This window comes from Dethiosulfatarculus sandiegensis (genome assembly GCF_000931935.2).
GTDB lineage: Bacteria > Desulfobacterota > Desulfarculia > Desulfarculales > Desulfarculaceae > Dethiosulfatarculus > Dethiosulfatarculus sandiegensis.
On the sequence record NZ_AZAC01000001.1, the window covers coordinates 273,323 to 299,615 of the forward strand.

18 protein-coding genes and 2 tRNA genes are annotated in these 26,293 nt (G+C 53.5%); 12 read left to right on the forward strand and 8 right to left on the reverse strand.

Going from position 1 to position 26,293, the window contains the following annotated elements:
• The first annotated feature begins 170 nt into the window (after window positions 1–170).
• The 4 genes from X474_RS01205 to X474_RS01220 all read left to right on the forward strand — a co-directional run bounded on the left by X474_RS01205 (window position 171) and on the right by X474_RS01220 (window position 5,074).
• Complete coding sequence (locus X474_RS01205) at window positions 171–3,284, forward strand: CoB--CoM heterodisulfide reductase iron-sulfur subunit A family protein (protein ID WP_044346203.1); 3,114 nt, start codon at window positions 171–173, stop codon at window positions 3,282–3,284.
• A 1-nt stretch (window position 3,285) separates the two neighbouring features.
• Complete coding sequence (locus tag X474_RS01210) at window positions 3,286–4,062, forward strand: hydrogenase iron-sulfur subunit (RefSeq protein WP_052514728.1); 777 nt, start codon at window positions 3,286–3,288, stop codon at window positions 4,060–4,062.
• A gap of 354 nt (window positions 4,063–4,416) precedes the next feature.
• Window positions 4,417–4,620 carry a 4-oxalocrotonate tautomerase DmpI gene (gene dmpI / locus X474_RS01215; RefSeq protein WP_044346204.1) on the forward strand — a complete coding sequence of 68 codons (204 nt, stop codon included), beginning with the start codon at window positions 4,417–4,419 and terminating at the stop codon, window positions 4,618–4,620.
• A 118-nt stretch (window positions 4,621–4,738) separates the two neighbouring features.
• The gene (locus X474_RS01220) at window positions 4,739–5,074 is read left to right on the forward strand and encodes a winged helix-turn-helix transcriptional regulator (protein ID WP_044346205.1); all 336 of its coding nucleotides are present in this window, start codon (window positions 4,739–4,741) and stop codon (window positions 5,072–5,074) included.
• A 613-nt stretch (window positions 5,075–5,687) separates the two neighbouring features.
• Here the strand turns inward: X474_RS01220 and X474_RS01230 are convergent.
• From X474_RS01230 to X474_RS01250, 6 genes are all read right to left on the reverse strand, one after another.
• The gene (locus X474_RS01230; RefSeq protein WP_197281913.1) at window positions 5,688–6,437 is read right to left on the reverse strand and encodes a hypothetical protein; all 750 of its coding nucleotides are present in this window, start codon (window positions 6,435–6,437) and stop codon (window positions 5,688–5,690) included.
• A 483-nt stretch (window positions 6,438–6,920) separates the two neighbouring features.
• The gene (locus tag X474_RS27130) at window positions 6,921–7,064 is read right to left on the reverse strand and encodes a DUF6538 domain-containing protein (protein WP_353743120.1); all 144 of its coding nucleotides are present in this window, start codon (window positions 7,062–7,064) and stop codon (window positions 6,921–6,923) included.
• A gap of 97 nt (window positions 7,065–7,161) precedes the next feature.
• Window positions 7,162–7,238: transfer RNA gene (locus tag X474_RS01235), tRNA-Met, on the reverse strand.
• An 80-nt stretch (window positions 7,239–7,318) separates the two neighbouring features.
• Complete coding sequence (locus tag X474_RS01240; RefSeq protein WP_044346207.1) at window positions 7,319–8,338, reverse strand: DUF933 domain-containing protein; 1,020 nt, start codon at window positions 8,336–8,338, stop codon at window positions 7,319–7,321.
• Window positions 8,339–9,319, reverse strand: coding sequence for a porphobilinogen synthase (gene hemB, locus X474_RS01245; RefSeq protein WP_044346208.1), 981 nt, complete (start codon window positions 9,317–9,319; stop codon window positions 8,339–8,341).
• 133 nt (window positions 9,320–9,452) lie between these two features.
• On the reverse strand, window positions 9,453–10,349 hold the full coding sequence (locus X474_RS01250; protein WP_044346209.1) for a 50S ribosomal protein L11 methyltransferase: 897 nt from the start codon (window positions 10,347–10,349) through the stop codon (window positions 9,453–9,455).
• 426 nt (window positions 10,350–10,775) lie between these two features.
• Here X474_RS01250 and X474_RS01260 point away from each other — a divergent pair, with 426 nt between their 5' ends.
• A complete protein-coding gene (locus X474_RS01260) occupies window positions 10,776–11,723 on the forward strand; it encodes a HEAT repeat domain-containing protein (protein ID WP_044346211.1) in 948 nt (315 codons plus the stop codon).
• 7 nt (window positions 11,724–11,730) lie between these two features.
• On the opposite strand, the gene hemW is transcribed toward X474_RS01260, so the two are convergent.
• The gene (gene hemW, locus X474_RS01265; RefSeq protein ID WP_044346212.1) at window positions 11,731–12,885 is read right to left on the reverse strand and encodes a radical SAM family heme chaperone HemW; all 1,155 of its coding nucleotides are present in this window, start codon (window positions 12,883–12,885) and stop codon (window positions 11,731–11,733) included.
• A complete protein-coding gene (locus X474_RS01270; protein ID WP_044346213.1) occupies window positions 12,878–13,321 on the reverse strand; it encodes a hypothetical protein in 444 nt (147 codons plus the stop codon). The genes hemW and X474_RS01270 overlap by 8 nt, the downstream gene beginning before the upstream one ends.
• 351 nt (window positions 13,322–13,672) lie before the next feature.
• On the opposite strand from X474_RS01270, the gene X474_RS01275 reads away from it, so the two are divergent.
• The 7 genes from X474_RS01275 to X474_RS01305 all read left to right on the forward strand — a co-directional run bounded on the left by X474_RS01275 (window position 13,673) and on the right by X474_RS01305 (window position 26,290).
• Entirely contained in the window at window positions 13,673–15,880 is a 2,208-nt protein-coding gene (locus X474_RS01275; protein WP_044346214.1) for an FHA domain-containing protein, read from the forward strand.
• A gap of 183 nt (window positions 15,881–16,063) precedes the next feature.
• Window positions 16,064–19,879: a serine/threonine-protein kinase gene (locus X474_RS01280; protein WP_052514730.1), complete on the forward strand. Its 3,816-nt coding sequence runs from the start codon at window positions 16,064–16,066 to the stop codon at window positions 19,877–19,879.
• A 245-nt stretch (window positions 19,880–20,124) separates the two neighbouring features.
• Window positions 20,125–20,736, forward strand: a complete 612-nt coding sequence (locus X474_RS01285) for an NUDIX hydrolase (RefSeq protein WP_052514732.1) — start codon at window positions 20,125–20,127, stop codon at window positions 20,734–20,736.
• Window positions 20,737–20,807: 71 nt separating this feature from the next.
• Window positions 20,808–20,884, forward strand: a tRNA-Pro gene (locus X474_RS01290).
• 248 nt (window positions 20,885–21,132) lie between these two features.
• Entirely contained in the window at window positions 21,133–23,190 is a 2,058-nt protein-coding gene (locus X474_RS01295) for a serine protein kinase (RefSeq protein ID WP_044346215.1), read from the forward strand.
• A gap of 64 nt (window positions 23,191–23,254) precedes the next feature.
• Window positions 23,255–24,586 carry a DUF444 family protein gene (locus X474_RS01300; RefSeq protein WP_082464069.1) on the forward strand — a complete coding sequence of 444 codons (1,332 nt, stop codon included), beginning with the start codon at window positions 23,255–23,257 and terminating at the stop codon, window positions 24,584–24,586.
• A 51-nt stretch (window positions 24,587–24,637) separates the two neighbouring features.
• Window positions 24,638–26,290, forward strand: coding sequence for a SpoVR family protein (locus tag X474_RS01305; RefSeq protein WP_044346216.1), 1,653 nt, complete (start codon window positions 24,638–24,640; stop codon window positions 26,288–26,290).
• The last annotated feature ends 3 nt before the right edge of the window (window positions 26,291–26,293 follow it).

Below are 26,293 nucleotides of genomic sequence, written 5' to 3' on the forward strand. Positions count from 1 at the left end.
CTCCTGGAGTCACACGTGTCCCGACAGGCAACCTCTTTTAAGTTTTGCGGAGCCGCTCAGCGTGAATCAGATTCCGCAGGCGGGAGGGGGCAATCCGGGTTGGCAGGCCGAAGCGGCAGGTGCATCACACAGGTGGTTGAAACCGCCGGGGAGATTAGGCGAGGAAAATCATGCTAAACGATCTTAACCGACAGATTTTAAACGATTTGGGCGATGTGCTGGTGGTGGGGGGAGGCATTAGCGGCATACAGGCCGCGCTGGATTTGGGTAACGCGGGCTTTAAGGTTTACCTGGTGGACAAGGCTCCCACCATCGGGGGCCACATGGCCCAGTTGGACAAAACCTTTCCCAGCAACGACTGCTCAATGTGTATCGAGTCTCCCAAGTTTGTGGAATGCGGAAGGCATCCAAACATAGAGATCATGGCCTACACTGAGGTGGAAAAGGTGGAGGGTAAGGCCGGTGATTTCAAGGTCACTCTCTTCAGAAAGCCGCGTTATATCATTGAGGAGAAATGCACCGGCTGTACGGTCTGCGTGGAGTATTGTCCGGTGGTCTACCCTGACCAGTTCAACCAGGAAATTTCAGACAACAAGGCCATACATGTCTATTTCGCCCAGGCGATTCCGCTTAAACCCTATATCGACGAGAGCTGCCTGTATTTAAAGGAGAATAAGTGCCAGTTATGCAAAGCGGTTTGTCAAAACGAGGCCATTGATTTCGGTCAGACCGGCGAAAAGGTCGAGGTGAAGGTGGGAGCCGTTATTCTGGCCCCTGGTTTTGAACCCTTTCACCAACAACTTGGCCAGGACTACCACTACGGCGAGTTTGAAAATGTGGTTACCAGCATGGATTATGAACGCCTGCTTTGCGCAACCGGCCCCTATGAGGGTGAAATCCTGCGCGCTTCAGACGGCAAACACCCCCACAAGATAGCCTGGATTCAATGCGTGGGCTCCCGGCGGGTCAGCAAAGGAAACAACAGCTACTGCTCTTCTGTCTGCTGCACCTACACCCAAAAGCAGGTGATTTTGACCAAGGACCATGACGCGGATGCCGGTTGCTTTATCTTTCACAACGATATTCGCTCCTATGGCAAGGATTTCGAGCGTTTTTTCCAGCGCACCCAAGACCTGCCCGGGGTCAATTTTATACGCAGCTATGCTTCGATAGTGCGTGAAGCCCCGGAGACCAAAAACGTTTTTGTCCGCTACGCCACGCCGGACCAGGGAGTCAAGGAGGAAGAGTTTGACATGGTGGTGCTTTCCGTGGGGCTCACACCACCATCCGACTACCAAAAGTTGGCCGATATATTCGGCATTGACCTTAACAGCCACGGCTTCTGCCGCCTGGAACCATTCAATCCCATGCAGACTTCACGGCCGGGAATCTTTATCAGCGGGGCCTTTCAGGGGCCGGTGGATATCCCCGAATCGGTGGTCACCGCCAGCGGAGCCGGTGCGCAGTGCGGTCAACTGCTTTCCTATCGGCGCGGCAACCTGGCCAAGAAAAGGGTCTATCCGGAAGAAAGAGACGTCTCCTTGGAAGAGCCGCGCATCGGGGTCTATGTGTGCCATTGCGGGGCCAACATCGGCCGCATCGTGGATGTTCCCTCCACAGTGGAATATGCGCTCAGCCTGCCCAACGTGGTTCATGCCGAGGAAAACCTTTTCATCTGCTCCACAGAGGCAGCTGCCATGCTGGCCAGGGACATTGAGGAGCGCGGCCTTAACCGGGTGATCGTGGCGGCCTGCACCCCGCGCACCCATGAGCCCCTTTTCCGCGACACCCTGCGCGAGGCGGGCATTAACCAATATTACTACGACATGGCCAACATAAGGGAGCACTGCTCTTGGGTGCACTCCAAGGACAGCGAGGCGGCCACGGCCAAGGCCAAGGACCTCATCCGCATGTCCGTGGCCCGGGCCTCTTTTTTGGAGCCTTTGCAGGAATTCGAGCTGCCGGTGGATAAGCGGGCTTTGGTGGTGGGAGGGGGCATGGCCGGTATGACTGCCTCGCTTTCCATCGCCCGGCAGGGGCATGAGGTCTATCTGGTGGAAAAGGAAGCTGAGCTGGGGGGCATGGCGCGCCGTATAACCCGCACCCTGGAAGGTAATGATGTACAGGAAAACCTGCGTGAACTGATCCGCCGGGTGCACCAAAACCCCCTCATCCATGTGTACACCAGCGCCGTCATACCCAAGGCCGAAGGCTATGTGGGCAACTTCACCACCATGGTGGTCTCCCAGGGCAGAACCTTGAAGATCAAGCACGGAGCCACGGTCATTGCGGTGGGGGCCCAGGTTTATGAGCCCGGCGAATACCTCTATGGCCAGGACGAGAGGGTGCTGACCAACCTGGAGTTTGAGGAAAAGCTGGCAGGTGAAGACAAAGCTGTTTCAGAGGCCCAAAACGTGGTGATGATCCAGTGCGTGGGCTGCCGCAACGAGGACCGCAACTATTGCAGCCGGGTCTGCTGCAGCCATTCCATTAAAAACGCACTCAAGTTAAAGGAGCTTAACCCCGAGGCAAATATTTTTATTTTGTTCCGCGATATGCGCACCTATGGTTTTCGTGAGGATTATTATCGCCTAGCTTCCAGCCAAGATGTGAAGTTCATCCGTTACGAACCCGAGACTCTGCCAAAAGTGGAGCCGCTGGAAAAGGAAGGGCGGAGCGTTTTGCAGGTCAGCTTGCCGGAATACCTTCTGGGACAGGAATTGGCCATAGATGCCGACCTTGTGGTTTTGGCCGCGGCGGTTATTCCCCGTGAAGATGCCCAGGATATTTCCCAGTTGTTCAAGGTTTCCTTGAGCGCGGACGGCTTTTTCCAGGAAGCTCATGTCAAGCTTCGGCCCGTGGATTTCGGGGCAGAGGGCGTTTACCTGTGCGGCGCGGCGCATTACCCGAAACACATCACCGAAACCATAAGCCAGGCCTATGGGGCGGCCGGGCGGGCTCTGACCCTTTTGGCCAATGACACGGTGGTGGCCTCGGGTTCGGTCTGCGCGGTGGACGAGCATAAATGCATAGGATGCCGGGGCTGCGTTACGGCCTGCTCTTATGGGGCCATCGAGATGGTCAAAACCAAGCGGGGTGAGAAAGCCAGGGTGATTCCGGTGCTCTGTAAAGGTGACGGCCTTTGCAATGCCAAGTGCCCCACAAAAGCCATCCAGTTGAAGCACTACACCGACCAGGAACTCTTGGGCCAGATCAGGGCGGGCCTGGGGGCCGACTCCCTGGAATCCGGCAAACCCGAGACCGAACATGCGGAGGTGGCATAACATGAGCAAGGATTCTCGCTTCACACCCAAGATCCTGGGCATTATCTGCAACTGGTGCTGTTATGGCGGAGCCGACCTGTGCGGTGTTTCCCGTTTCCAATATCCCCCTTACATCCGGCTGATAAGGGTGATGTGTTCGGGCAGAGTCGACCTGGACCATATCTTTGAGGCCTTTTTGAACGGAGCCGACGGCCTGTTCATAGGCGGCTGCCATTTGGGTGATTGCCACTATATCACCCACGGCAATTACGAGGCCTTGAGCATGACCAGGTTGGCGCAAAAGCTGCTCGAGCATATCGGAATCAATCCCCGCAGGCTTAAGATCGAATGGGTCTCGGCCGGTGAGGGGATCAGGTTTGCCAATGTGATGAACGAGTTCAGCGCAAAGATAGAAGGGCTGGGTCCGCTGGGTAAAGGCGAAGGTCTTGATGAAAAGGAAGTAAAAACCAAACTCGGCGAGATAGTCGACCTGATTCCGTATATCAAAATTGCCAAACAGGAAAAGCTTGCCCTGCATCTGCTCGACGACCCCACAGGATATGACACGCTTTACAGCGATGAGGAAGTAAGCCACCTTTTGGATGAAGCGCCTTTATTTGAAATTGATGAGAATAAATGCAAAGCCTGCATGATTTGTTTGAACAAGTGCCCTGTGGACGCCATTGTGGGCGCAAAAAAAGAGGCTCATTTTATTTTGCAGGATAAATGCATCAAATGCGGCACCTGTTACGCCGCCTGCCCACCCCGCTTTGGGGCGGTGAGAAAAATCGTGGCTTGAGGTGTGTGTGGTTCATAGTCCACCCTTTCAACGGGGAGGAAAGGGTGGGTTATGAGGCTGCGGACCCTGCCACCGGATTCTGCCGCAGGTGTGGGAATTTGCGCCGGTCAATAATGAAATGGCCGGGGTGTTGCCTGGCTCGATGCGTTTGCTGGTAAGGGAGCCGTGGCTCTCGGCTGGCCTGGGATGATGCCCGAGCTTGGGGAGAAGCGGACTAAATAAGAGGGTCGTAAAAATAATTGGAGTTTCTGTTTGCTATTATTTTGATAGCGCGCTATTATTTTCGTAGCGTGACGCTCCGGCCGAGCAGATGCATCTGATTGAGCTATTGAAACTAATCTCAAGGAGAAGATTATGCCCGTTATCACCATCAGCATGGGAACAGGTCAGGCAGACGCCGAGCAGAAGAAAACCATTATCCAGGATTTTACGGCCCGGGCCGTGGAGATCATGGGTTTGCCGCCGCAATCGTTCACCGTTCTCATTAACGAACTCAGCCACGATGCCGTCGGGGTTGGGGGGACGACTCTGAAAGAGAAATTCGCCGCCCAAAAATAGACAGTGCTTTCTTTTTTTTACTTTGGGCGCTACATTATTCGTAGCGCCCAAAGGATCAACCATATCGGAGGGTGCTGATAAGCAAAGGTTTTTCATAATACATCAAGGATTTTTTCTCATGCCGATACCCCGTCCCGGCGAACCTGTCAGAGGCTCTCGCACCGGAATCCCCGTAATGGCCTTATTCGACCTGCTCGGCAGACGTTGGGCCATGGGTGTCATCTGGAACCTGAGCCAGGGAGCCGCTTCTTTCAGAAGCCTCCAGAGGGCCTGTGAATCCATTTCACCTTCGGTTCTCAACAGCCGTCTGAAAGACCTGAGAGAAGCCGGATTCGTTGAACTCTCTGACGATGGGTACGCCCTCACCGCACTTGGCCAAGAACTTTTCCAACTCCTGAAGCCGTTTAAAGAATGGTCGATCAGATGGGGCGATAATTTCAATTCAAAGGTTTGAAATATTTTTTGGGGAGAGGTTCAGTGATTTTAGAACTCAGGTTTTCATGAATCCGGATTTTCGGCAGACAGGCTTCTTTTATCAAAGGATGGCCCCAACTTATAAGGCGTGAGGGGCAGCAATTATTTTCAAACATGTTGTTCACGGATTTGCAGGCCTGAGACCGGTGGTTTTTTAAAAAAGGCACTTAAAAGTTAAGCCAGGGATTCTGATGCTCCTCATGGCACCCCTTGGTGTGGGTCTGAATGAAGCGCTCTGCATGCCGTTGGGCCTTGCCGTTTAGGACCTGGTTTTTCTTGGGGCATAGCAACCAGGTAACGGTAAGCGGCCAGGAACAGGTGAGAGCGATGGCACCTGCCGGTATTGGTGAGCACTCTGTCCACCACAACGCCGTGTCGCTTTTAAAATATCTTACGTTACCCTTTTTCTCCCTATGGTTCAGGGTAATCTGACACTTTTTTGAAACCGATTACTCAGATGTATAGCAGCAGGGGTAAATTTAGTAATATTAAATAGATATTGAGGCCCCTGGTGGCATGATCAACCTGACAATCATCGGTTGATCCAGTGGATTTTTAGGTTGGAGCGCTGTTTTTGCCTTCGAAAGGGTGTTTTAAACATTGGGGTCATACTTTGAAGGGTTGAATCCGATCAAAACGATGCCGAATGCCACAAAACCAATAAGGCCGAACATCCACTGTGGGTCAGGATAAATGTAAAATACAACTCTTATTCCGCTCCCCCACAGGAAAAGAAAAAAACTGGTTAGAAAAAAAATCATCCATTCTGTAAATCGGTTGCCCTGTGCAAAGAGATCGTACATCTGAGGCAGAATTCTCTTAAATATGGCGTACAACCCAACCATGATAAGCAGCGTTCCAAAGACAAACAAAATCCAGGGAGAGAGTCCTAATCCCCGGTTGAAGTGTCCTGTGTCTCCACCCGTTGCAAAGGGTCGCATCACAATGTAGGCGATTAATTCCATAAAGTTGGCTATGACAAACCAGAACAGCACGTGAAATTGCCTTTTATGCCTGATAATTCTCTTCTTTTGTAGTAACAATATGCCCAATGTGACAATGAGCGTGTGAACAACCAAAGGGCTAGCGCCGATAATCGCTTCCACCGGATTATGCCCCGAAGGAAAAAGATGGGAATATGCAACCCCTTCGTCCCAGCCGGTCATCATCAACGGATTTCCCCAGACAATAGCAAAAGGGCTGGACATATCACCGAAAAGCCAGGCCACCGTGCTATGGGTGAACTCGTGCATAACGACTACAGCAGACTGCAGTAAGGCAAACGTTATCAGCACCATAAACAAGTATCCCGCTGCTTCTCTGCTTTTTTTAAATGCGCTCAAAGTTCTTTCCTTTTTCAGCGAGATTAGACGGCCTTGTTTACGCCATTTGTAGAATCAGATTTCCTGTTTTCATCTACTTGTCTGAACCGCACCCGTTGACGGCACCCGGCAACTGTAGAGAAATCCGGCTTTCCTGGGCCTCCGTTGTAGATTGATCCTGGGGCTTATCACCCATAGAGGAATGAGGCCTGAGACAGCGTCATTGTTTGATTGTTTTACAGGCATCGTCAAGTGATTAAAGTTAATGCATATTCAAATATTCGGCCAGAAGCTTTAAAAGAAGGACTCTGTGAAGGAGTTGTCAGCGGGTTTTAAAAGGGAAAATCCTGAGAAAAGGGCTGAGGAGCTGGATCTAATTTTATAACCCCTTGAGGGAACTTTCCTCGCTGGAGCACCGCAGTCCGGAGCAGACATACCTCCTGGGTGCCCAAAAGCGGCTTAAGCATGGCCATCCAAATCAGTCTCAACCAAGCCGCTAAACGTTCAAAAAGTGGGATCCACCACCTTCTTGAGGCCTAGACAAAATTCAGTACAGCCACAGCGTTTTAAAAGATGCTTTGGAACCCTGGCTCTAAAATAATAAATCTGGGAACGTTTTTGAAGGTAGGAAGGGGTAGAACAAGCCATGCGCAAATCTCCGTGTGCCACCCAGTGTAACTTTTTGTGTAACACTTGGGTCTGTTAGGCTTGAGAATTGCGCTAAGGCTTGGATAATATTCAAAGTTGGTGGCGATGCAGGGACTTGAACCCCGGACACTACGGATATGAGCCGTATGCTCTCACCATCTGAGCTACATCGCCACGGACCGGCATAATGTACGGGCATAAGACTGATCTGTCAAGGCCTGAGCGCCAAAAAAAAGCCTCCGGCTTAACTGCCCTTACACATTGAATCTTACGTGTAGAATGTCTCCGTCCTGGACCTGGTAATCCTTGCCCACAAGCTTCATTTGGCCCGCTTTTTTTACGGCCGCCTCGGATCCCTGCTCCATCAGGTCTTCATAGCGCATGACTTCGGCCCTGATAAAGCCTTTTTCCAGGTCTGTGTGGATAACACCGGCAGCCCTGGGGGCCAGGGCGTCCCGCTCCACAGTCCAGGCCCGCACTTCGTCTTCACCAACCGTAAAGAAGCTGATCAAATCCAGGGCCTGGTATCCGGCCTGGATGAGCCTGTCCAAAGCGCTTTCCGTGATGCCAAGATCGGCCATGAACTCTGCGCGCTCTTCTTCGCTGAGCTCGGCCAGTTCAGACTCGATCCCCGCCCTTATCACCACCGGAGTTTCTTCACCCAGATCGGGGGCCTGGTCGTCGTCTTCTTCGTTGTTGGCCACCACAATCAGAGGCTTGGCAGTGAGCAGGCCAAAACCCTTGAGTTTCACGTGTCCGGCCACTTCCGGCAAAAGGCGCAAGGGCTTTTCAGCGTTTAGGTGCTCTTTGGCTGTCTCCAAAAGGCTTTTTTCCTCTTCATCAACCTTGCGCCCGCGTTTGCGTTCCAGGGCGATGCGCTCCAGACGGCGCTCCACGGTGATAAGGTCGTTTAAGAGCAGCTCGTCCGCAAAATCCTGATGATCGGAAATCATGTCCGGCTCACCGAGACCGCCGTCAAAATTGCGCACCACCTCCACCAGGCCGTCGGCCTGGCGCAGCTCCAGAGGCAGCTTGGTCAGGGGGTCTTCGGCCTTGACCACCGGCTGGGCCGGGTCCAGATAGGTAACCTGGGCATAGGTGGTCTTTTTGGGGTTGAACAGGGCGGAGAGCTTGTCCACCCGCTCGTCAGGCACAGGCAAAAGGACCTGGTTGGTTTCGTCCCGGCCCTTGCCCGTGGATAGTTTGCGCCCTGCCAGGGCAGAGAAAATAGTGCTCTTGCCTGAACTCGGCAGGCCGCAGAGGGTCAATCGCATTTATTTGCCTCCCGCAAGCTGCTTGGCAGCGTCTTTGGCAAAATAGGTGAGAATCATATCAGCGCCGGCTCTTTTGATGGCGTAAAGGCTCTCCATCATAACCGCGTCATGGTCCAGCCAGCCTTTTTCCGCAGCTGCCTTGAGCATGGCGTATTCGCCGCTCACCTGATAGGCCGCCACAGGCAGGTCATATTCCTCGCGCACCCGGGTCAGCACATCCAGATATGGCATGGCCGGTTTCACCATGACAATGTCGGCGCCTTCTTCTATATCCAGCGCCACTTCGCGCATGCCTTCGATCACATTGCGCGGGTCCATCTGGTAGGAGCGGCGGTCACCGAACTGAGGTGAAGAGTCCGCCGCATCCCGGAAGGGGCCGTAAAAGGCGCTGCAGTATTTGGCTGCGTAACTCATGATCGGCAGGTCTTCAAAACCTTCGTTATCCAGGGTCTCCCGGATCTCGATCACCCTGCCGTCCATCATGTCCGAAGGAGCAACCATGTCGCAGCCCGCCTTGGCATAGGCCAGGGCGGCTTTGGCCAAAAGCTCCAAGGTAGCGTCGTTGTGTACGGTTTTTTTGTCCAATATGCCGCAATGCCCATGGTCCGTATATTCGCAAAGGCAGACATCGCACATGACCAGAAGCCCGGGAACCGCTTTTTTCAGGGCTCTCACCGCCTGGGGTACAATGCCCTTTTCATCATATGCGCCTCTGCCCAGGGGGTCTTTTTTCTCGGGAATGCCAAAGAGCATAACCGCGGGAATGCCCAGGTCGCGGACCTTTTTGCATTCCTCAACCAGGGTGTCCACACTGAAGCGGTCCACGCCGGGCATGGAAGGGACCGGTTGCCTGAGCTTCTGACCGGGGCATACAAACATGGGATAGATAAAGTCATTACAGGTCAAGGCTGTTTCAGCCACCATGTCCCGTAAGAGCTGGTTGCGGCGAAGTCGGCGCATGCGCACCAGCGGAAAAGTCATTTCAAGCCTCCGGATGGGGTTAAGTTAAAGAATAGCTAGAGTATTACCTCATGTTGTTTGGGTGTCAATGAGCCTGAACGCCGGGTGAAGACCCGGTGAACGAATCTTTTATATCATTATAGAAAGAAGGCCGTTAGAGGTTTTGTTTTATCAGGCAGAGCCCGGCCCAGTCCTGATCATGGGCCTCATTATGCAACAAAAGGCCCTGTTTTTGGGAACTTTCAATAATTTCCGGGGCCATCTGATCCCTGAAACCGCTGAAAACCACCCTCGCGCCTCCGCCCAGGCTACGGGCCAGTATGGGAAGTGCATCCAGGATAATGGCCCCCGGCATATTGCAGGCCATCAAACCAAAGGGGCCTGCCAGGGCCTGGTGAAAACCCAGGGTGAAACGCACCCGGGGTCCGGCCAAAGGGTTCAACTTAAGGTTGCGCCTGACTGCCCGTAATGATGCAAGTTCCGGGTCCAGGGCCAAAATGGGCCCGGCATAGAGCAGGGCCATGCCCAGGGAAAGAATGCCAGTGCCCGCCCCCACGTCAGCCAGCCAGAGCCCTGGTTCTGGGTGAAAATTTTCCTGAAAACAGGCGTCCAGAAGCCTGAGGTTCAGCCTGGTGCTGGGGTGGTCTCCCGCTCCAAAGGCGGTTGCGGCATCCAGAACAATGGTTTTTGGCCCTGGTTTGATTCCGGTCCAGGCCGGGGCCAGCCCCAGGTTTGGGGTGACCTGATCGGCCAGGGGTTCACGCCAGGTCTCTTTGGGGTCACTGGCAGTAAACCGGCGCATAACCGGGCTGCTTTTGCATTCCCCGGGCAGTGAGTTTTGAAAAGCCTCGACTGCCTTGAGCCCTTCTTTATCCCGGATCCAGATGCCCCTCACCTCTGTGGGTTGCTGCCAAACCTGTACGGCCCGGTTTTTTTTCATGGCCCTGGCCACCTGGCGGGCCGTGCTGGTCAAAAGCGCGGGCACCTGTATCTCAAGCCAGGATTTCGAGCTTTGGCGCTTTTTTTCTGATCCATTCGGTTCAAGGGGCATCAGGGCTCCTTATTGCAGCTTTCAGGGCCGGTTTTGGGTTGGCGATCTGGGCAGCGGGCTTAAACTTTGCCTGGTTTTTAAGATTAATAAAGCCAAATGCGGATAAAAGCAAAAGGGTGTCTTTTTCTCCTTAAGGGTACTGAAAATCAACTGCGTTTTCAGGTTGAGAGTCGGATAAGTTATATAAAAGGCTTTTGGACCCTTTTTCAGTCCAAATCCGGTAAAAATACAGGTTTTGACGGGCTTATTGATTTGCATGGTTTTTTAAATTGCAGAAAATGAGTCGCCTTAAGGCTGTTTTAAGTGAGATCGGTTAATATATGTAATCTACATCAATTGACAAGCCAGGTTTTACAGGTGATCATAAAAAATAACGTTTTCAAAATAACTGACTAATCTTTTTCCTTTTTTGTGGATGGATAATTCATGTCTGGCCAGTTGCAGCAGACCGTCTTGGAAGCCTTGGACAAAGAAGACCCCAATGTTTTGCGGGCCGCCTGTCTTATGTCTGGAGAACTCAAAATAGCCCAGGCTGAGAGGGGGTTGCTCAAGGCCCTGAACAACCAGGCCTGGCAAGTGCAGGCAGAGGCAGCCAAATCCCTGGGCTTGATTCAGGCCAAGGGGGCCTTGCCTTATCTGCGCAGGCTGCTCAAGGCCTCGGAAGGGGATCTGAGGCAGAAGATGCTGGCTGCAGCCGGAGGCGCGCCCCCGGCAGAAGGGGAAGAAACCCATCCGGCGGTGCTCAAGGCCGCGGCTCTTGCCATAAACCGGATTCAGCCTTCCGTGGCCGAGGATGTCCTGGTTGGGGCCCTGGCTTCGGATAACCCCAAGGTCATGGGAGCCGCCATGGCCGGGTTGGCCACCCTGGATTCGGAAAAGGGCAGGGAGCGCATGGTGGAGCTTCTGGGGAATGAGGATCTTTCCCTGCGTAAAGGCGCTGCGGCCTGTCTGGGCAAACTGAAGGATAAATCCGCCTTGTCCGGCCTTTTGGCCCTTTTGCGGGATGACGATTCTTCGGTGCGCAAAGAAGCCGTAATAGCCCTTAACCACATAAAGGATAAAAGGACCCTGCCGCCGATGATCAGCCTGATGAAAGATCCGGATGCGGAAGTGCGCCGGGTTACCGCCATTGCCCTGGGCAACACACGCCAGCGCAAGGGTGAGGTGGTGGATGCGTTGATAGAGGCTTTAAAGGATCGTGATGCCCAGGTTCGCAAGGCCTGTTTGAGCGCCCTGGGCAACTTGAAGGCCGGTCAGGCCCTGGAAGCCGCCGCGGAACTTATGGCGGAATCCCATGAGGATGTAGCCACCCAGGCGGCGGTGACCGTCACCCTTTTGGGCGTCGCCAGGCACACCCCGGACTACCAGGACTAGCGCCAGGCTAGGTATCGGTTAGATCCAGGAAAAGGGCGGCCGCACTGTCTGCCATGTCCAGGCCCTTTGGGGTGGGGACGAGATAGTCCCCGTTTAGAAAAGCCCAGTTTTTGCGTTTAAGTTCAGCTATGGCCCCTTGATATTTTTTCAAGGGGTCTTTTTGGATCAAATCCGCCAATCCGGCCAAGTCAACACCTTCCAGGGTGCGCAGCCCCAGCATTATTCTCTCCAGGGCCTGTTGAGAAAGGCTTAAATTCTCCTCAAATAAAAAGGGTTCTTTTTGTTTGAGGATGCTTTTTTGATATTCGTTGATCTCCGGGTTGATGCACCAGCGCCGCCCCTTTAAATGGCCATGGGCTCCCGGACCCAGAGCCAGGTAATAGCCTCCCCGCCAGGTGGACTGGTTGTGGCGGCATTTTTTCCCTTCCACGGCATAGTTGCTCACTTCATAGCGCCTTAGCCCGCCTTGGGGCAGAATCTCCCGCGCCGCAGCCTCCATGGTCAGGATATCGGCCATAAGGGGCAAAGGCGGCTGATCCTTGGTGTAGCGCTTGCCAAAAGGCGTCTCCGGGGCCAGGGTCAGCTCATACAGGGACAAATGGTCGCACTCAAGCTCCAGGGCGGTCTTCAGGTCTTTTCCCAGCATTTTGGGGGTCTGGCCCGGCAAACCGTAGATAAGGTCCAGGTTTATGTTGGTGAAACCGGCCTTGCGGGCCTCTTGAAAACAATGCCTTATCTGGTCCGGGGAGTGTCTGCGCCCCAGGCTGGTCAAAAGTTTCCGGGAAAAGGTCTGGGCCCCCAGGCTGAGCCGGTTGAATCCCGCCTGCCTAAGGGACTTTAACTTGCCCGCGCTTAAGGTGCCCGGATTGGCTTCCAGGCTTATTTCCGCTCCGGCCTTGATACCCAGGGTTTGGGAAACTTTTGCAAGCAGTCGGCTTAAAAAACCGGCCGGTCTCATGGTGGGGGTGCCGCCGCCGAAAAAAACCGTGTCCAGGGGGCGGTCCAGCTTGTAGCCCTTGAGGAGTTCTATGTGCTTAAAAAGGGCCTGATCCAAAAGTCGCGCTTCTTTGGGGTCAAAGACCTTGGCGAAAAAGTCGCAATAAGGGCAGCGATAGGGGCAATGGGGCAGGTGCAGATAAAGCCCCAGTTCAGGCTCAGTCATGGGGGGATTCATTTTCATTAATGGCTTGGGTTTTTTTCTGTTGGGGTTTCTTGATATAAAAACGCCAGGCCAACAGGCCCGCCAGCCAGATCAGGTCAAAGGTCAGGGCCAGGGTCCAAAGAACCGGGTTGTCTTTCATCTGGGCCGGGGAGCCGGGCCCGGCGGTTATTGTGTCCGAATCAAGCACCCCCCAAGCCAGGATTACCATGGCTCCGCAAAAGGCAACAGCCGCAGACCATAAAAGTATGCTTTGCTTTTTTTGAAAACCCGCGGCCAGCAACAAAAGGGCAGTGACCAGGGCTGCGGCCAGGCCGGTCAGGGCAGAGACCTTGAGCACCAAAAATGCGGTGAGCATGAGGCAAAGGTTCAGCCCCACAAAACCCTGGACCAGGGTTTTGAGCTTATCCGCAATATGCTCCGGATTTGCAGTAGTCATAAGCGTTTCTTTCCCGGGATTTTCATATTGGGCGTAAGTATAACGTATGCCGGACCAAAAGGGGCGCACCCGGTTTTAAGAAAAGGGTTTGCCCGAAAAAGGGGGCTTTCGTGCTTTTGTCTAAAGTTTTTTGATTGCGGTTTTTTTGCTTTTGAAAGAAAGCTTTGACTAAAGAAAAAAAACCTATCTTTTTCGGATAATATTCAGGGTATTAGGTGAAAGTTCATTTTTATGGGAGGATTATGCTAATATGCAGCTATAGCTGGTTGAAAAATTGATCACATACGTTTTTGCCTTTTTCATGCCGGAGAACGTATAAGGCTCCGGTCCGGGCTGAAGGAGACCCTGCCAATGAGTAAATTGACTTTACTGACCGGGGATCAGAAAGGTCAGATCCTGGAGTTTGGGGATAAAAAAAACCTCACCGTAGGCCGGGATCCGGAATGTGACCTGCAACTGGATGACCTGGACGTATCCAGGCGTCATGCGGAATTCTCGGTTACTCCACAGGGGATATTGCTTAAAGATCTGGGTTCCACCAACGGCACCAGGGTTAACGGCGAAAAGATCACCGAAAGAGTCCTGCAAAACGGTGATGAATTATCCCTGGGCGGGGTGAAGGCCAAAATGGAGCTTCCCCAACAGGCAGGCACCAGGGTCAGCGGCACCCGAGTCAGCGGTACGGTGGCCGGCGGGGGAACCGTGGTGCGCAAGGCGCTTTCCAGCCTGGTGGGGGCGGATGGTAAAGAGCTGGATTTAAAGGGCGAGGTCACCTTGGTGGGCCGGGCCGCGGACTGCGATCTGGTGTTAAAGGAAGAAAGTGTCTCCTCCAGGCACGCAGAACTGAAAAATACGCCCCAGGGCGTGTTGCTCAAGGATCTGGATTCCACCAACGGCACCACGGTAAATGGGCAGAAGGTCACCGAAAAATTGTTGAAACACGGTGACGAAATTGCCTTTGATGTGGTTAAATTCCGTTTTAAGCAGGCAGGGGGATCGGATTTCACCAAGGTGCAAAGGCCCGAAGACCGTATAAGCCCGGCCCAGAAGGCAATGGCCGGGGCTCCCGCGGCCAAAAAATCATCTGCCGGTCTGATTGCGGCCCTGGTTATTCTGCTGGCAGTGGGCGGGGCTGCGGCCTGGTGGTTCACCATGGGGCCCGGGGCTAAAAAACCGGTTACAGTTGCCAAAACCACAGAGACCCCGACTCCGGCTCCCAAGCCTGAGCCGGCCCCTGCGCCCAAGCCCGAACCCGCACCCAAGCCCGAGCCTCAGCCGGTGGCTAAACCAGCACCTCAGCCGGTGCCGCAGCCCCAGCCCGAGGTGGCGGGCAAACAAAGTAGACAGACCATAGACCGACTGGTCTTCAACCATGTATGGTCTTATACCGCAGGCGATAAGATCTTTTCTTCCCCTGCGGTGGCGGATGTGAACGGTGATGGAGTGCTGGATGTGGTGGTGGGCTGCAACGACTCCATGCTCTATAACGTTGACGGTAAAAAAGGCAGACTTTTGTGGAGGTTCCGTACAGACGGGCCGGTGCAGAGTTCGCCTTTGTTAAAAGATCTCACCGGAGACAAGGTGCATGACATTATTTTCGGCACCGATGCGGGCAAGGTCTATGCCTTGAACGGCGAGGGGCAGAAGGTTTGGGAGGCACCTGAATCCGGGACCGGGCCTGCAGGCAGCGAGTTCCGCTCCTCTCCGGCTGCCGGAGACTTAAACGGCGACGGATTGGATGACGTGGTCATCGGTTGCCAGAACGGCAGGATCTATGCCTTTACCGGCGACCGGGGATGGAAACTTTGGGACACCGGCGGCATTTTAAAGGCCGGAGCTTTTGCCACACCGGCCCTGGCCGATGTGAACAACGACCAGGTGCCCGACGCCATGATAGGCTCTCTGGACAACAATTTCTACTGCATTAACGGTAAAAACGGCTGGAAGATCTGGCAGTTTGGCACAAAAGCCCCGATCAAGGCCTCGGCCGCGGTTGCGGATCTGGATGGCGATGAAAGGGTTGAGGTGGTCCTGGCCAGCACAGACGGCGGAGTTTACGCCCTGCATGCATCAGACGGGGTGGAGCTGTGGCGTTTTGAGTCCGGGGTTCCCATTGAGGCCTCGCCCGAGCTTTTGGATCTCAATGGAGACAGCACTCTGGATGTGGTCGTAGCCTTGAGCAACGGCAAACTCACTGCCTTAAACGGCAAGAACGGGCTGAGGGTCTGGGAGTTTGACATGAAGGGCGCGGCTGTGGTCTCAAGCCCTGTTATCTATGATTTCAACCAGGACGGCACCGAAGATGTCCTGATCGCCGACCGCAACCGGGTGATTCATGCCATCAGCGGGACCACCGGTTGGGAGCTGGCCAACTTCACCCTTGGCGCCGGTGTGATTTCTTCCCCGGCCCTGGCTGATGTGAACAGTGACGGACTGTTGGATGTGGTCATAGGTGTGGAGGACAACAACCTGGTGGTGTTGACCCTGAATGTGCCGGTGAACCCCGGTACGGTGCACTGGCCCAATTTCCGCTTGAACTCCAGGCGCACAGGCCGTTGATTTAAAACACCTGTTTTTCAAGAAAAGCGGTCCCGGCTTGTCCGGGGCTGCTTTTTTGCCTGTCTTCTTTATAATTGGCGAAAGAGGCTTTTTGCTTTATTAGTATTAACAGGCTCAAATCCATTATTTTCCGATCAGCCTTGAGGCGCCCGCAAAGCGAGACCGGCAAAGGACAGTTCCGAAGTGCAAAACCAAAACCTGGAAGGCAGGCGGCTCGGTAAATACCGCCTTGATTCGCTCCTGGGCAGAGGGGGCATGGCAGAGGTTTATCTGGCCATGCACGAAATGCTCGAGAGCCGGGTGGCGGTCAAGGTGCTTCCCTCTGATCTGGCTCAGGATCGCCAGATGGTGGAGCGTTTTCTGCGCGAAGCCCGGGCGGCCGCCAGCTTAAGGCACCCCAATATAATCCGTATTCACGACGTTGGTCAGGACAACGGGGTGAATTACTTTGCCATGGATTATGTGGAAGGAGCCGCCTTAAGCACGCTTATCGCATCCAAAGGAGTGCTTGCCGAGCAGGAGACCGTTCGCCTGAGCAGGCAGGTGCTCTCCGCCTTGAGCGACGCCCATGGGGCCGGGATAATCCATCGGGACATAAAACCGGATAATGTGCTGATAGACAACAGGGGCGATGCCGTGGTCATGGATTTTGGCATTGCCAAGGCCTCGGCCAACACCAGGTTCACCCAGGTGGGCACCTTTATGGGCACGGTGCATTATTCCAGCCCGGAACAGGCCAGGGGCATGGATGTGGATGCCTGCAGCGATCTGTATTCCTGGGGCATTGTGATGTATGAAATGGCAACCGGAAACACTCCTTTCAAGGGGGAGGATACGGCGGCTGTTTTTTATCAGCACGTTCATGAACCACCGGTTCCGCCGGACCAGGTTAACCCCTCTGTATCACCGGGGCTCTCGGACTTCATACTGAAACTTCTGGAAAAAGAGCCCCAGAAAAGGCCCCAGTCCGCAGATGACGCCCTTAGGATGTTAAACCACTTGGTGGGGCATCCCACCAGGCCGCCGAAATCCATTCCCCGGGTGGAGGCCAGGGCCCTGGCCCTGTTGAATGAAGCCCGGTCCCAGCTTGAAAAAGGTCAGTGGGCCGCTTCGGCCGCCTTGGCGGAAAAGGCGGTATCCATGGATTCCGAGTCTGAAATGGCCCGGGAGGTTCTGCGCCAGGCCAAGCAGGAGCAGGACCGGGATTCCAAGATATTCCAGCTTACCGCAGAGGCCCAGGCCTGTTTTGCCGAGGGGCTTTTCAGCCAGGCGGCCAGGGTGATCTCAGAGCTGGTGGGGGTGGCGAGGGATAAAAAGGCCGCCTTGGCCTGGCTGGAAGAGGCCCAGGCCAGGTCTGCCGATTTATCGGAGCTGGAGGCCTTATTGCAAAAGGGCAGGGCCTTTGAGGCTGCCGGTGAGTTTCAACAGGCAGAGACCGTTTACCGGGGTTATCGTCAGACCAAAGGGGACCACCCCCTGATTGTGCAGGCCCATAATCGCCTGACCAATCTCAAGGAAGACCAGACCCAGGTTTTTGAGCTCGATGCCTCGGAAGCAACCCAAAACGAGGCTCCGCCTCAAGTTATAAGCCCTGTTGATCAGGATATCCCCTCCGGCCAACCGTCTGTGCCGATACATGATCAGACCGAAGTATTCAGCCCCATGGAGCATGAGGGCCCATCGCCCAGCCGGACCATTGCCCTGGACCGGGCCGGGAACGGAGCTGAAGGCAAGGAAGAGCCTTCCCCGGCCGCCTGGGGCGGTCCCCAGGACAAGCCCGTGAAAAAGCGTGGCAAACTCCTTTATCTGATATTGCTTTTGGCCTTTATTGTGGGGGCCTCGGCTGTGGGCACCTATTGGTGGTTGGCCCGTGGGCCCGAACCTGAGGTTGATGTCAGCGGAGATCAGCCAAAGGTTTCGGTACCTGAACCGGAAAAACAGCCTCCCCTGCCGGATAAAGTGGTGGAAGTAAAACCCAAGCCCAAGCCGGAACCCGCCCCAAGGGCCGATCAATTGCTTGCCCGGGCCAGGGAAAGCCTTGAGTCCGGAGAACTGGATCAGGCTGAAAAGGGGTTTAAGTCGGTCCTTTCCCTTGATCCGAATAACCAGGCGGCCCGGCAGGGACTTTCTGAAACCGCCCAAAGGCGTGAGTCCATTTACCTCAACCAGGTGATGCTTAAGGTGAAGGATGCCGATGACCTGTTGAAGGCCGGTGAATTGGATCGAGCCGAGGCTCTTTACAAGGAGGTCCTGGCCCGGAGGCCCGGTTTTGCTCCGGCTGAAAACGGCCTGCAAAAGGTTGGCTCAAAGAAAAAAGAGCTGGCCAGGCAACAGGAAAGTCAGCTTGAGGCGCAAAAGGCCGAAAATCGGGCTGGGCAGGCTGTGCAAAAAGGCGAGGAGTTTTTACAGGCTGATGAGCTGGATCAGGCCGAGGCTTCCTTTAAAGAGGCTCTGGGCCTGAAACCGGGTTATGCCCCGGCTGATAACGGTCTGCAAAGGGTCTTGGCCCGGCGCAAGGTTTTGGAGAGGCTTAAGGAACAGGAGAAAGTTCGCGCAGAGGCCCTGGCCAAGACCGAGCAGTTTGTCAGGCAAGGCAACGCTTTTTTGGCCAAGGGGGAGCTGGAACAGGCCAGTGAGGCCTATGGAAAAGCTATAGAAACAACACCCGGTTACGCTCCGGCCACAGAGGGCCTTAACCGGGTTTTAAGGCAAAGGCAGGCCCGGCAGGCCATTCGCAAGGAAAAAGAACTCCGCTTGCAGACACTTTTAAGTGATGCCGATGAATTCATGACCCAGGGAAGATTGGATGAGGCGGAAAACGCCCTGGAAAGGGCCCGGCAACTTAAACCGCACCTGCCTGTGATTGCTGAAAAGGAAGCCATACTAAAAGAGGCTCGCGCCCGGATAAGGGAGGAGCAAGAGCAAAAGGCCCGGGCCGGAGAGTTGGTTATCCAGGGGGAAGAGGCCATTAAGGCGGAAGAGCCCCAAAAGGCCCTGGCTGCTTTTCAGGAGGCTTTGACCAAGGACCCCGGCAATCAAAAGGCCGTTCAGGGAGTGGCCAGAGCCAAAGAGCTTCAGCAGGAGCTGAAAAGGCTGGAGGCCCTGGCCCTGGAAAGGACCCGCAAAAGGGCTGCTTTGAAAAAAGCGCTTAAAAACGGCAAGGCCTATTTGGAAAGCGGTTTTCCCAATAAGGCCAAGAGTGAATTCGTCAAGGCCCTTGAGCTTGAGTCGGGGAACAAGGAGGCCGAAAAGGGGCTTGAAAAGGCGGAAGCCGGAATAAAGGCCAAGAGCAAACCCAAATCCAAACCCGAAACCGAAACCGAGGTGGCTGTTAAGTCAGAACCAAGGGTAAAGCCTGACAAATCATCTGGAGGCAAAGCCAAAGGCAAGGTTACCCAAACTTCCTCAGTGAAAGCCGTTAATGTCTCTGACGACCAAAGGCGGCAGGCAAATCTGGCCTTTACCCAAGGTTCAAATTATTTCAACACCGGCAAATATGCAGATGCGGCCAGGGAGTTTGAAACCTATCTTATGGTGTTTCCCAACGACGGCACAGCCAAGAAAAATCTGGCCCAGGCCAAACGCATGGCCCATGAGGTGCGTTACGGCAGCCTGATCGTAAACTGCATACCCCGGGCAGAGGTATATGTGGACGGCCAAAAAAAAGGCCGCACCCCCCTGACCCTGCGGGAGGTTCTGGTTGGTCGGCGCAAGATTGAGGTGAGGGCCTTGGGCGGCAGCTCGCAAAAGACCGTCAATGTCAAAAGCCGCACGGAAACCAAGGTGCCCTTCAGCCTTTACGGCGGGGCGGTGGAGATTAAATCTTCTTCCATAGCCCAGGTTTATTTTCAAGGCCAGAATATGGGGCAAACCCCCTTTGTCATGAGCAATCTTCCCTTGGGAGACCAGGTTTTCACCTTGCGTCTGGCAGGCGGCAGGGAATTGCGGCGTAAAGTCACCTTAAGGGCCGATAAGGTCGTACAGATAAGGGGCGACTGATTTTTCCTTCCTTTTTCCGGCCGGTTTAGATTTTTTGTCCAAAGATAAAGCACCTCTTAAAATCCATGGCAACCCGGGCTGTGAAAAAGGTAGAATGATTATTCATTCAATATGTTGGATCAGTTGTTCAGGTTTGTTTTTCATGGCGGTATGGTTGTAAATATCCCTTTTCGGACACATCTTTATCGTTAAGAGTTTAAGGGTGAGTTTTTCCGCCAAGGCAACCGGCGGATAAAGAGCGTCATATGATAAGTGAAAGACTTTCAAAAGTAGGGCGGGAGTTCAAACAGACTCTGGCCATGAGAGATCCTGTGAGGGTGGATTCTCCGGGGGCCAAGCCTGCTGCCGTGTTAATGCCCCTTTGGGATGACGGTAAAGACATTCAGGTGATTTTTACCAAGCGTTCGGCTGCTTTGCCCCATCATGCCGGGCAGATTTCCTTTCCCGGAGGCATGAGGGACCCGGAGGACAAGGACACCAGCTTCACTGCTCTGAGAGAGACCGCCGAGGAGATAGGCGTGCCGCCCGCCCGGGTGGAGATTGTGGCCCGTCTGGACCAGACGGTGACCATCACCGATTTTGTGATCACCCCTTATGTGGGCATCTTGGATTTTAACGGAGATTTCGAGCTGAACCCCACCGAGGTGGACAGGCTGGTGATCACCCCGTTAAGCAAGGTTCTGGACTTCTCCCTTTATAAGCCTCGTGAAATAAAATGGCAGGGTATGGCTTTTCAGCAAAAGGCCCTGGAGCACAATGGGGATATTATCTGGGGCGCCACAGCCAGAATACTGTTGGATCTTCTTTCCGCCTTGGGTGATGATGCCAAAAAGATTGTCTTTGCGGCGCTTAATTAGCGTTTCTCGACAAGAAGATTGAAAAAATTGGTGGACAGCCCACCGACCCTAGTGTACTAATATCTCCTTGTCGGGACGTGGCTCAGTCTGGTAGAGCACTGCGTTCGGGACGCAGGGGTCGCTGGTTCAAATCCAGTCGTCCCGACCACAAGTCAAGTATTTTTTAAAAAGCCGGGGTTTCCCCCCGGCTTTTTTATTGCCCATCCCCTTCCTTAAGATTTAACCAATCAGCAATTGGAGTTAAATAGCACTCTTATCCAGGCTGCTTCAATGCAGGCCTGTTCCTTTGCGTGGGTTGTTAAATCTTTCCAACCCTATTTTTCTGCCGGGAAAATAAAGGCTCCCCTAAAGAAAATACACTTTAGCGTTATAATTTAAATAGGAATAGGAGGGTTTATGTCTGGCAATGATACGCGGTCGCTGCCTTATCATTTGGCAGCAGTCAAGGAGGGTGAAAGGCGTTTTGAAAACGCTTTTCAGGGGATTTCCAGGATGATCCTGGAAGGCAACGTCCGGACAGTGACGGTGAACGGAAAAACCACCTATGATTTTGAGGTGTTCCGCACCGGCCGCCGCCACATAATCGGTATGTTCAACGAGTTGAACAGCTTTGTTTCCTATGTAAAGGACGCGGCTGAAGGTGGATCTTCCAGAGAGATGGCCTATGTCCTGGTGGGTGAACCGGGAAACGGCAAAACCTTTTTTGTGGATTACCTTTGCCAGTGTTATCGCCGGTTTTTGAGCAAAGACGGCAACCGGAAATACACCTTTCGTTTTAACGGCCTGGAAAAATTGGAGACCTACGGCCATATCAAGGCGATCGAGTCCCAGACTTATGAAGACCCCATGATTCTGGCCATGAATCTTTATGAAGATCCGGATATGAACAGGGAATATCTGGCCAAGGCCGGGTTCACGGATCAGCAGATAGATCTTCTGTATGAGGACTACCGCCCCCTTGGGGCCTGCTCTGACTACATCTGGAAGGATTTGGCCGCGCACCTAGACGGCGATGTTCAGAAGATGCTTCAGCAGGTAGAGATAGTTCCGGTTCCCTTGAGTGAATCATTGGGAACCGTCACCGGAAAATATCCGGCCAAGGACAAGATAACCTCTTCGGCTGTGGACCTTTTGGGTGAGGAGTCCATCCAAAGGCTTCTGCACATATCAGACACCAATAACCCCTATCGCTTTGACTTGAGAAGGGGCGCTTTGGCCAGGGTTGCCGGCGGGGGAGTTCACTTCAGTGATGAGATCTTTAAAAACAAAAAGGACCTGATCCAGGTTTATCTCGGGGTTATCCAGAACCGCACTATTGAGATAGAGGGCTTCAAATGGCCCATTGACACCTTGATAATTGCCACCAGCAACAATTCCGAGTTCAACAAGTTCATGGCCGAAAAGGAAGAGGCCCCCATTGTGGACCGCTGCCGCATCTCGTATGTGTCCCACAATACGGATTACAAGCTGCAAAGGGAGCTCACCAACTATGCTATCGGCAGTGAAAGCCGCACCACGCTTACCAGGGAGGTTCTGCATCAGGATCCCAACCTGAATTACGCCGCCTCCACCGCGGTGGTGCTTTCCAGGTTGCCCCGTTCGGAAAAGCTCACCCCGGTGGAGACAATGAAGCTGGCGGCGGGTGAGGTGGCCGGTGAGAAAAGCATCAAGACCCTGGCCGAGGTCATAGACACCCTGAACCAGGACCCCAATATCATCAATCGGTTCGGCCAAAAGGGGATGGGCCAGAGAAACCTGGGGCGGGCCATTCAGCTCATGGTGGAAAGCTCGGAGACCAACGAGGGCAAGTGCATGTTTGCCCACGATATCTTCAAGGCTCTGGACAGGATAATCCTGGACTATGTCACAGAAGCCAATGACCGGGCCAAATATCTGGAGGACTTAAAAATCGCCAAGACCCTCTACAGGGAGAGGGTCATGACCGAGATGTTCAACGCCTATATGGACGAACCCCTGGCCGTTAAAAAAGACGTTTTGAACTATGTGAACATGATCATAGGCATTGACGCTGAAAACCTGGGCGCTGACCGGTTGTGGAAGTACAAGGACCCCCAGACCGGGGAACTCGTGGCGCTTAAGATTGACGAGCGCTTTATCAACAGCGTGGAAGAACGGTTGGAGCTGAAGACCGAAGAGCAGAGGGAATCTTTCCGCACTTCCATCAGAAAGATTTATGGCCAGAAGATCACCATGGATCCGTCCTATGACTTTATGGACAATCTGGAACTGGTCAAGGCAGTGACCGATGTGCGCCTGAAATCGGATATTGCCGGTGCGGGTAGCCTTATCGGGGCCCTGGCCAACCGCACAAACGAAGAGAACCAAAAGCTCTATGATCGCATGATCAGCACCATGCTCGAAAAATTGGGTTACTGCCGAACCTGTGCCCAGAAAACCATAGAGTATTTCTGCACTCAGGAGGACGACAGCTGAGGCTTCTTGCTGTGACCTTTAGTCATGCTTCCGGTGATTATGGACCGGATCAGGGAAGGGGCGCATGGCAAAACATGAGAAAAAACCGGCGGCCAGGCCTTTAGTGGGACTCGGTCTTTCAAGGCCCCGGCCTTTAGCCTGTCCCTTTGCCTTGGGGGCGGATGAGGTTTTTGCCCTGGCCAAGGACGGAGATCTTGACTCCCTTCAGGGGATGAATCGGGCCCAGTGGAGTTATCACGCCCGCATTCAGTCTATTGATGAACTTTTAGAACGGGACAAGCAAAGGGAAAAGGACGGTTTCCCCAGAAAGATAAGGGTGGGGAGGCTGATCAAGCCCGGTAAAAGCGGCAAGGAAAAGATAGTGGTGGTCCCCACCACTGTGGAAGAAAAATTTATCCATGACAAGATTCGCAGCGCCGAAGAAGAACAGGCCGGGGACTCGGGCGGCTCCGGTGAAGGGGAAGAGGGCGAGGTAATCGGCGAGGAGCCGGTGCACGGCGATTCCCCGGCAGGCGGACCCGGCGGTGAAGGCGGCGGCCCCCATGAAATGGAGTCCAGCGCCTATGATCTGGGCCGCATCCTGACCGAGCAGTTCGAGCTGCCGAATCTGCAGGATAAAGGGAAAAAGAGGTCCCTCACCAACTATACTTATGACCTGACCGACAGAAACCGGGGCTCGGGGCAGGTGCTCGATAAAAAGGCCACCTTAAGGCGGATCGTGCGCACCAATATCGCATTGGGCCGTCTGCCCGACCCAAACGACATAGACACAACCGGTTTTCTCATCTCTCCCGACGATATGGTCTACAGGGTTCTTTCCAGGGAGATTGACTATGAATCCCAGGCTATGGTCTTTTTCCTCAGGGACTACTCCGGTTCCATGAGCGGCAAACCCACCGATCTGGTGGTCTCCCAGCATGTGCTGATCTACTCCTGGCTTTTGTATCAGTATGCCAAACAGGTGGAAACCCGTTTTATCCTCCATGACACAGAAGCCAAGGAAGTGCCGGATTTCTTCACCTACTACAATTCAGCTGTGGCGGGGGGCACCAAGGTGGTCAGCGCCTACCGCCTGGTTAACGAGATAGTCAAAAACGAGAACCTGGAGCCGGATTACAACATCTATGTGTTCCATGGCACAGACGGTGATGACTGGGACACCGAAGGCAAGGAGACGGTGCCTGAACTCACCAAGATGCTTAAATTTTCCAATCGGGTGGGGGTCACCATAGCCGGTTCGTCCAGGATTGCGGCCGGCAGGACCAACCTGGAGCTGGTGCTGAACCGGTCCAAACTGCTCAAGGACTCTCCGGACCAGCTTCGCATGGATGTGATCAAAGAAGACGCGGATGAAGCAAGGTTGATCGAAGGAATTAAAAAGCTCATCTCCGAGTAAAAGGGCGGGCAAGGGGGCTTTAAGCCCGGCCGCCCGGAAAAGAAGCGGACGATGGAACTGATAGATCAACATACCAAAAAGGTCATGGAGGGCTGCAAGGAAAGGGCCCGTCAAGCGGGACTTGACTTCCACGATGAGACCCTGGAATACATTGTCAGCAACCGGGATCTCCTGGAGCTCTCCCCCAAGATGATGATACCCACCCTGTACGACTACTGGGTTCACGATGTTGAAGTGCTCAAGGAAAGGGGAAAGTATGAGCTTTACCCGGTCAACCCTTATGAAACCGTCATAAACACCAGGCCTGCAATAAGTTTTTATAATGACAACAACCCGGACTGGTTGAATGTGATGATCTTCTACCATGTCCTGGCCCATATCGACCTTTTTCAGAACAACCTTTTCTACCGGGGCACCTGGGATTACGATTTCACCGGTCGCGCCTTGTCGGACAAAAGGTTGATCGCCCGTTTGCGTTCTCAAAAGGGGCGCTGGGTGGATTATGTGATTGAGTTTGCCCGGGGGGTGGATAACCTGGTGGGTTATTATCACCAGCTTGGCCTTTTGCAGGAAGCGGTGATTAAAAACGGAAACGAACGACTTGATTATTATTTCGATGTCTTTTTACAGGCGGGTGGAGAAATCAGCGTCAGCGAGTATGTGGAAAAGGTCGAAAAATACAACCAGTGTAAGCGGGAGCACGGAGAGTTGGGTGAAGAGGTTTTCTTTGATGAGATAAAGAAAAAACACCCCGAGTTTGAGGCCAGTTTTGAGAAATATAAAAGGGGAAAAAGAATCTCTCGTTTGGACCCAATGGAATTTATTATGGAATATTCGCCTTTTCTGGCCAAAAAGGAGAATCGCTGGATGAAACCCGTGCTGGAGGTGGTGCGCAATACATCGCTTTTTTTCCAGCCCCAGATCAGAACCAAGATATTGAACGAAGGCTGGGCCAGCTATTGGCATGAAGTCTTGTTTCTCAAAGATGACCGCATTAAGGGAAACGAGGTTAATTTTGCCCGGGTAAACGCCTACGTAACTTCCCTGCCCAGGGTTGGGCTCAATCCCTATGCCCTGGGAATGCGCCTTTTCAGCCATATCAAGGAATATGGAGACAAGGGAAAGATATCTCTGGATTTTGACCGGCTGAAGGATTCCAAGTCCCGTGACGAATACGATAAAAAGCTTGGCCAGGGGATGGACTGCATTTTTCAAATCCGTGAAAATATGTGTGATTTTACGTTCATACAGAAGTTTGTGGATCAGGACTTTGTGGATAAATACAAGCTTTTCGTAAGCGGTAAAAGGCTGAATCGCACCAAGATGGTCTGGGAATATTATGTGAAGTCCAGGAATGCAAAAGACTACCGGGAAATGCTTATTGACGGGCTTTATCATCCGCCCAAAATCGAAGTTATGCCTGAAAAGGCCAAAGAGGGTGCAATCTATTTAAACCACCGATTTGAAGGCAAGCCCCTGGTTAAGGATTTTATTGCCAACACAATGATCGGATTGGAGTTTTTGTGGGGCGGGCCGGTTCAGTTGGAAACCAGCGAGGTGGCCCCGCCGACCATTCCTTCGGCAGGCAACCTGCCGACCGGGGTTAATATCCCGGGCCAGGCTAAAAGCAAGGAAAAGATAATCTGGCAAAGGGTGCTCTACACCATGGACAAAAAGAAACTGTCCAGAAAGGTGGTTGGTTGAGCC